This is a genomic window from Actinomadura rubrisoli, from assembly GCF_004349215.1.
Taxonomy (GTDB): Bacteria; Actinomycetota; Actinomycetes; order Streptosporangiales; family Streptosporangiaceae; genus Spirillospora; species Spirillospora rubrisoli.
The window spans coordinates 1-5,450 of the sequence record NZ_SMKU01000486.1; the positions used below are offsets into that span (position 1 = coordinate 1).

Genomic DNA, 5,450 nt, shown 5'->3' on the forward strand with positions numbered 1-5,450 from the left:
GTGGAGGGGTGTGGGTCGGCGGGCTCTTCGGGCGGCCGCTCGTCGCGTACGTTCACGTCGCGTCGTCGCGGAGGTCGTGGGCGCGGTGCGCCAGTTGCTCGGCGAGGCGGGTGGCCACGTCCACGGGGAGGCCGGAGACTTCGGACGAGCCGGTGTGCGAGGCGGTGTTGACCTCGATCGTGGCCAGGCCGAGCATCCGTTCGAGCCAGCCCTGTTCGGTGTCGACGGTCTGGATCCGGCTGACGGGCACCAGGAGCCATTCGCGGCTGAACCAGCCCGTCCGGGTGTAGACGACGTCGGCGCTGACCTCCCAGCGGTGGACGCGGTAACGCCAGACTGGCGCGACGGTCACCATGAACAGGCCCGCGGCGCCCACGATGTAGGAGAGCCAGTCGACGCGGCCCGACAGCCAGCCGGGCATCCCGCTCCATTCGGAATCGCCGAGCCAGGCGGCCACGCCCAGCGCGAGGCCGAACGCCAGGCCCCACAGCAGCAGGGATTCGATCATCCAGTGCGCGACCGCGCGGGGCGAGACGCGGTTCGCGGGCGGCCGCAGGCGCGGCGGGTGCGGCCCCCCGCCGTCCTGGTGGTGACTGCCCCGCACCGACGTCACACCGCGAGTTTAGAACCCCCGGACGCGCCGCCAGTCCATGCGACCCGATCGAGGCAGCGCCGGAGAGCGGGAGCCGAAGCGGAGGCTCACCTTCCTGAAAGACTCCGCCACAGCAGTGCTCTGACGCCTCGCCGGTCCCGTCCGTGTGAGATCGGCTCCTGAGCGGGCACGACGCGGGTGCCAGCGTTTTGTCAGTGGCGCGTGCGATGTTGGAAACGCAAGCACCCCCCGCTGCCGGGCGGTCTCGCAGTGGCGGCGGGAAAACTGGATGCGTCCTACCCCGGACAACGCATAGTTTGGCAGGTCCTTCCCTCTTTCAGCGTGGGATGTCCGGCATACGAAAACCCAGGAGTTCACATGACCAACGCCATCCAGGCCGATGGCCTGGTGAAGCGGTTCGGTGAGACCGAGGCGCTGGCCGGCGTCTCGCTCACCGCCCAGGCGGGAACGGTTCTGGGCGTGTTGGGGCCCAACGGCGCCGGCAAGACCACCGTCACCCGTATCCTCGCCACGCTGATCGAGCCCACCGAGGGCACCGCCCAGGTCGGCGGGCACGACGTGGTGAAGGAAGCCCACAAGGTGCGGCAGCTGATCGGCCTGACCGGCCAGTACGCCGGGGTCGACGAGATGCTGACCGGCACCGAGAACCTCATCCTCATCGGGCGGCTGCTCGGCATGCCGCGCCGCGAGTCGAGGGCGCGGGCCGCCGAGCTGCTGGAACGCTTCCAGCTCACCGACGCCTCCGAGCGCGCCGCCAAGACCTACTCCGGCGGGATGCGCCGCCGTCTCGACCTGGCCGCGAGCCTGGTCGGACGGCCGCAGATCCTGTTCCTGGACGAGCCCACCACGGGTCTCGACCCGCGCAGCCGCAACGGCCTGTGGGACATCGTCCGCGGCCTGACCAAGGACGGCGTCACCGTCCTGCTCACCACGCAGTACCTGGAAGAGGCCGACCAACTGGCCGACGACATCATCGTGATCGACCGCGGCCAGGTCATCGCGCACGGCACGTCCGACATGCTGAAGGCGCAGGTCGGCGGCCAGGTGCTGGAGGTGCGCCCGATCGACGCGGCCGACGCCGACGCCGCCGCGCGCATCGTGGGCGAGCTGGCCGGCGCCGAGCCGGAGCTCCGCGACGGGATGGTCTCCGTCCCGATCACCGACCCGGGGCTGATGCCCGCCGCCGTCCGCCGCCTCGACGACGCGGGCGTCGCCGTCGGCGAGCTGTCCCTGCGCAAGTCCAGCCTGGACGAGGTGTTCTTCGCCCTCACCGGCCACCACACCGACGATATCGACGCCGAGGCCGGCGAGCTCGCCGAGTCGGCCGACAAGGAAGGGGCGTCGGCATGACCACCGCCACGTTCGCGCCGCAGGACCTGACGAAACGGGTCTCGCCGGGCACCACCGTCCGCAACACCCTCACGCTGGCCTGGCGCAATCTGGTGCAGATCAAGCACAACCCGATGGAGCTGCTGGACCTGTCCATCCAGCCCATCATGTTCGTGCTGCTGTTCGCCTACGTGTTCGGGCCCGCGATGGAGGGCAGCGTCGACAAGTACCTGCCGATCGTCATTCCCGGGATCATCGCGCAGAACGCCCTGTTCGCCGGGATGAGCACCGGTTTCGGGCTCAATACCGACATCACCAAGGGCGTCTTCGACCGGTTCCGGAGCCTGCCGATCGCGCGCAGCGCCCCGCTCGCCGGCCGGATCCTCGCCGACACCGTCAAGCAGGCGTGGTCGATGCTGATCCTGCTGGGCGTGGGGTTCGCGATCGGCTTCCGGCTCAAGACGAACGTGCTGGCGCTGGGCACCGCGTTCCTGCTGCTGCTCACGTTCGCCGTGCTGTTCTCGTGGACGTCGGTCTACATCGCGATGAAGGTCAGCGAGCCGGAGAAGGTGCAGATCTTCGGCTTCGTCGTGATCTTCCCGCTGAGCTTCCTCAGCACCGCGTTCATCAGGTCGACCGAAGGCATCCCGGGGTGGCTCGCCTGGGTGATGAACAACAGCCCAGTGACGCAGCTGGTCGAGGCCATGCGCGGCCTTCTGGTCGGCGGCCCCGTCCTGAACCACGCGCTGATCGCGCTGGCTTGGGGCGTCGGTATCTCGGCGGTGTTCGCGCCACTGTCGCTCCGCGCCTTCAAACAGCGCGCCTGACCGCGTCCCAGAGCCGCCCGCCAGGCTCCAGAGCCGCAAGCGGACGGCCCGATCACACCAGTGGTGATCGGGCCGTCCCCTTTCACCCGCCAAGACCACCGCGCGGAGCCGAGGATCCGGAAGCCTCTGAGCTCTCGTCAGGGGCCGAAGGCCCGGGGGCGGTGGACGGGGCGGGATGGCGGACGGTCGCGAAGGCCAGGACGGCCGCTGCCATGCCGATGAGCGCGGCGGCCATGTAGACGTGGTCGAGGCTCTTGGCCACGGCGGCGGGGTCGTCGCGGGTGCCGTCCTGGAAGAGGACGCCGAGGGCCGCGACGCCGAGGGTCTGGCCGAGCTGACGGAACGTGGTCATCGCCCCGGCGGCCATCCCGCGGCGTCCGGCGGGGGCGGCGGCCAGCACGGCCGTGCCCATCGCCGGGATCATGAGCCCGACGCCCGCCCCCGTCACGACCAGTCCCAGCGTGATCGAGGACGCGGTGGACCCGCCGTCCAGGTCCGCTTGGAGCGCGCAGCCGACGCCGCTGAGCAGCAGCCCGCCGCCCATGCCGATCTTGGGTGACAGGCGGTGGAACGCCCGTCCGCAGACGGTCGAGACCACGAACGTGGTGAGGGCCATCGGGATCATCGCGACGCCCGTCCGGACGGGGCCGAGGCCGAGCGACGACTGCAGCCAGATCGAGGTGTAGATCAGGCAGGCGAACGCCACCGACGACGCGAGCACGCAGGCCATGACGGCGGCGAACGCCGGTTCGCGGAAAAGCCGCAGGTCCAGCAGCGGATGCCGGTGGCGGAGCTCGGCGGCGGTGAACAGCGCGAGCGCCGCGGCGGCCACGGCGAGCCCGCCGAGCACCTGGGACGAGCCCCAGCCGTCCGCGCCCGCCCTGGTCAGCGCGTGGGTGAGGGCGCCCGCGCAGACCGCGAAGAGCACCATCCCGGACGGGTCGAGGGACGTGCGGCGCGACGGCGCGGCCCGTTCGTCCGGCCTGATGACCCGCAGCGTCAACGCGATGGTCGCGACGGTGATCGGCAGGTTCACGAAGAAGATCGCGCGCCAGCCCAGGAACTCGGTCAGCACGCCGCCGAGCATCGGCCCGGCCGCCGCGCCGAGGCCGCTGACGGCGCCCCAGACGCCCATGGCCGTCCCCATGGCGCGTCCCTTGTAGACGCCGCCGATCAGGGAGAACGCGGTGACCGCCATGGCGGCGCCGCCGATCCCCTGCACGCCGCGCGCCGCGATGAGGGTCCCGGCGTTCGGGGCGAGCGCGCAGCCCGCCGATGCCGCCGCGAAGACGGCCAGTCCCGTCACGTAGGCGCGGCGATGCCCGTACCGGTCGGCGAGCGACCCGGCGGCGAGCATCAGGACCGCCAGGACCAGCGTGTACACGTTCGCCACCCATTGCAGCCCCTCTAGCGAGGTGTGCAGCCCGGCGGCGACGCTCGGCAGGGCCACCGCCACGATGGTCGTGTCCACCAGGAACATGAACGAGCCCATACAGACCGCGACCAGCGGCCACCATCCACGCATGGGGGATTTCCTTTCGTCGAAGACCCCCACAGCGTCGCCATCCGGCAACCGCGCCCGCCAACCACAACACCATTTCCGGTGGAATCCGTCAGGCCATATGCTCAGCTGGTGGAAGACGTCACCTTGGACGCGGTTGATCGCGGGCTCGTGCACGCCCTCCAGATCGATGGGCGCGCGCCGTTCAGCCGGATCGGCGAGGCGCTCGGCGTCTCCGAGAACACCGTGGCCCGCCGCTACCGGCGGCTCCGCTCGTCCGGCGTGCTGCGCGTGGTCGGCACGGTGAACGGGCGGCGTCTCGGCTACACGTCCTGGACGATCCGGCTGCGATGCACGCCGGACGCCGCCGGATCCATCGCCGACGCCCTCGCCGCCCGGGATGACACGTCGTTCGTGTACCTGCTCTCGGGCGGCACCGAGATCTCCTGCAACACCCAGACCCGCTCGGTCGACGAGCGCGACGTCCTGCTCCTGGACAAGCTGCCCCGCACCCGCAGGGTCATCGGCGTGTCCGCGCACCTGCTGCTGCGCAGCTACGCCCTGCCGGGCACGTGGCTCGGACCGGCCACCCTGCCGCCGGACCGGGCGGCGCTCCTGCACCCGCACCCGCCTGAGGCCGGCGGCGAGGCGATCGAGGTGGGCCCCGCCGACCGAGCGCTCTTCGGCGCCCTCGCGCGCGACGGACGCGCCGCCCACACCGACCTCGCCCGGGCCACCGGATGGTCCGACTCCACGGTCAGGCGCCGGACGGAGACGCTCCGGCGCGCGGGCGTGCTCGGCTTCCAGGTCGACATCGAGCCCCGGCGGCTGGGCTTCCACGCGGAGGCGCGGCTGTGGATGTCGGTCCGGCCGTCCGCGCTCTCGGACGTGGCGGCGGCCATGGCGGCGCATCCGGAGATCTCGTTCGTCGCCCTCACCACCGGCCCCACCAACCTGGTCGCCGCCGTCAACTGCCGCGACACCGAGGACCTCGCCCGCTACCTCACCGAGCGCGTCGCGACCCTGGAGGCCATCGCCGCCCTGGAGACGGCCCCGGTGATCCGCACCGTCAAGCGGGCCGGCCCTCTCCTCCCGCACTGACACCAGGCAGCCCGGGCGTCATCGAACCACCCGACGGGCCGGAGGTGGCTGGTGGGGTGGGGTTCATTGAGCCGCGTGG

General features: G+C 71.6%; 5 protein-coding genes. 3 read left to right on the top strand and 2 right to left on the bottom strand.

The genetic code is table 11. The features are described 5' to 3' along the window. Positions 1-52: 52 nt before the first annotated feature. Positions 53-613 carry a PH domain-containing protein gene (locus E1298_RS43595; protein WP_131903252.1) on the bottom strand — a complete coding sequence of 187 codons (561 nt, stop codon included), beginning with the start codon at positions 611-613 and terminating at the stop codon, positions 53-55. Between the two features lie 357 nt (positions 614-970). Between E1298_RS43595 and E1298_RS43600 the strand changes: the two genes are divergently transcribed. Continuing rightward, complete coding sequence (locus tag E1298_RS43600) at positions 971-1,963, top strand: ATP-binding cassette domain-containing protein (protein ID WP_131903253.1); 993 nt, start codon at positions 971-973, stop codon at positions 1,961-1,963. Further along, positions 1,960-2,769, top strand: coding sequence for an ABC transporter permease (locus E1298_RS43605; protein WP_131903254.1), 810 nt, complete (start codon positions 1,960-1,962; stop codon positions 2,767-2,769). The genes E1298_RS43600 and E1298_RS43605 overlap by 4 nt, the downstream gene beginning before the upstream one ends. Positions 2,770-2,851: 82 nt before the next feature. Here E1298_RS43605 and E1298_RS43610 read toward each other — a convergent pair whose 3' ends face one another. Next, a complete protein-coding gene (locus tag E1298_RS43610; RefSeq protein WP_131903255.1) occupies positions 2,852-4,294 on the bottom strand; it encodes an MFS transporter in 1,443 nt (480 codons plus the stop codon). A gap of 108 nt (positions 4,295-4,402) precedes the next feature. On the opposite strand from E1298_RS43610, the gene E1298_RS43615 reads away from it, so the two are divergent. Beyond that, positions 4,403-5,371 carry an Lrp/AsnC family transcriptional regulator gene (locus E1298_RS43615; protein ID WP_131903256.1) on the top strand — a complete coding sequence of 323 codons (969 nt, stop codon included), beginning with the start codon at positions 4,403-4,405 and terminating at the stop codon, positions 5,369-5,371. The last annotated feature ends 79 nt before the right edge of the window (positions 5,372-5,450 follow it).

Bases quoted from the DNA above. Each gene is read 5' to 3' on its own strand.
- E1298_RS43600 (WP_131903253.1), top strand. From the start codon at position 971: ATGACCAACGCCATCCAGGCCGATGGCCTGGTGAAGCGGTTCGGTGAG.
- E1298_RS43605 (WP_131903254.1), top strand. From the start codon at position 1,960: ATGACCACCGCCACGTTCGCGCCGCAGGACCTGACGAAACGGGTCTCG.
- E1298_RS43610 (WP_131903255.1), bottom strand. From the start codon at position 4,294: ATGCGTGGATGGTGGCCGCTGGTCGCGGTCTGTATGGGCTCGTTCATG.